2 tRNA genes and 1 rRNA gene are annotated in these 1974 nt (G+C 46.5%); all 3 read left to right on the plus strand.

The window, feature by feature from the left end:
• Positions 1-40 precede the first annotated feature (40 nt).
• The 3 genes from AWE51_RS21015 to AWE51_RS21025 all read left to right on the plus strand — a co-directional run bounded on the left by AWE51_RS21015 (position 41) and on the right by AWE51_RS21025 (position 1958).
• Positions 41-1562, plus strand: a 16S ribosomal RNA gene (locus tag AWE51_RS21015).
• A 140-nt stretch (positions 1563-1702) separates the two neighbouring features.
• Positions 1703-1776, plus strand: a tRNA-Ile gene (locus AWE51_RS21020).
• A 108-nt stretch (positions 1777-1884) separates the two neighbouring features.
• Positions 1885-1958 (plus strand) — tRNA-Ala (locus AWE51_RS21025).
• The last annotated feature ends 16 nt before the right edge of the window (positions 1959-1974 follow it).

A 1974-nucleotide genomic window follows, 5' to 3' on the forward strand; every position in this document is an offset into this window, starting at 1 on the left:
TAATTCCGTTGTATTGTTTTCAAATAATATTTAAAGACAAACGATGAAGAGTTTGATCCTGGCTCAGGATGAACGCTAGCGGCAGGCTTAACACATGCAAGTCGAGGGGTAACATAAGTGCTTGCACTTGATGACGACCGGCGCACGGGTGCGTAACGCGTATAGAACCTACCTTATAGTAAGGGATAGCCCAGAGAAATTTGGATTAATACCTTATAGTATTATTGATTGGCATCGATTAATAATTAAAGATTTATTGCTATAAGATGGCTATGCGTTCTATTAGCTAGTTGGTATGGTAACGGCATACCAAGGCTACGATAGATAGGGGTCCTGAGAGGGAGATCCCCCACACTGGTACTGAGACACGGACCAGACTCCTACGGGAGGCAGCAGTGAGGAATATTGGACAATGGAGGCAACTCTGATCCAGCCATGCCGCGTGTAGGAAGACTGCCCTATGGGTTGTAAACTACTTTTATAGAGGAAGAAACCCCGATATGTATATCGGTCTGACGGTACTCTACGAATAAGGATCGGCTAACTCCGTGCCAGCAGCCGCGGTAATACGGAGGATCCAAGCGTTATCCGGAATCATTGGGTTTAAAGGGTCCGTAGGCGGTTTTGTAAGTCAGTGGTGAAAGTTTTCGGCTTAACCGGAAAATTGCCATTGATACTGCAAGACTTGAATTATTGTGAAGTGGTTAGAATGTGTAGTGTAGCGGTGAAATGCATAGATATTACACAGAATACCGATTGCGAAGGCAGATCACTAACAATATATTGACGCTAAGGGACGAAAGCGTGGGTAGCGAACAGGATTAGATACCCTGGTAGTCCACGCCGTAAACGATGGTTACTAGCTGTTCGGACTTCGGTCTGAGTGGCTAAGCGAAAGTGATAAGTAACCCACCTGGGGAGTACGTTCGCAAGAATGAAACTCAAAGGAATTGACGGGGGCCCGCACAAGCGGTGGAGCATGTGGTTTAATTCGATGATACGCGAGGAACCTTACCAGGGCTTAAATGTAGATTGACAGGTTTAGAGATAGACTTTTCTTCGGACAATTTACAAGGTGCTGCATGGTTGTCGTCAGCTCGTGCCGTGAGGTGTCAGGTTAAGTCCTATAACGAGCGCAACCCCTGTTGTTAGTTGCCAGCGAGTAATGTCGGGAACTCTAACAAGACTGCCGGTGCAAACCGCGAGGAAGGTGGGGATGACGTCAAATCATCACGGCCCTTACGTCCTGGGCCACACACGTGCTACAATGGTAGGTACAGAGAGCAGCCACTGGGTGACCAGGAGCGAATCTATAAAGCCTATCACAGTTCGGATCGGAGTCTGCAACTCGACTCCGTGAAGCTGGAATCGCTAGTAATCGGATATCAGCCATGATCCGGTGAATACGTTCCCGGGCCTTGTACACACCGCCCGTCAAGCCATGGAAGCTGGGGGTACCTGAAGTCCGTCACCGTAAGGAGCGGCCTAGGGTAAAACTGGTAACTGGGGCTAAGTCGTAACAAGGTAGCCGTACCGGAAGGTGCGGCTGGAACACCTCCTTTCTAGAGAAAATGTGATACGATGGAATGTATCTTTGATTTTTTTAGTCTTTAGTGCTGTTAATTAATACAATAGTTGTTAGTTATTGGTTGTAGTTTTACTAAGCTACATAAGATAGACCATCAACGGTCAACTATGAAGAAGTCTCATAGCTCAGCTGGTTAGAGCGCTACACTGATAATGTAGAGGTCGGCAGTTCGAGTCTGCCTGAGACTACTGTACTACAAGTTTAGTATACGTTCATTATTTATTTATTGAGAAAGGAAATTTTAGAAGTTGTGCTACTTGTCAACTATAATGGCTAGCGGCCACTTATAGAAAGACGGGGGATTAGCTCAGCTGGCTAGAGCGCCTGCCTTGCACGCAGGAGGTCATCGGTTCGACTCCGATATTCTCCACAATTCTTTAGATATA

It is taken from the genome of Aquimarina aggregata (assembly GCF_001632745.1).
GTDB classification, from domain to species: domain Bacteria; phylum Bacteroidota; class Bacteroidia; order Flavobacteriales; family Flavobacteriaceae; genus Aquimarina; species Aquimarina aggregata.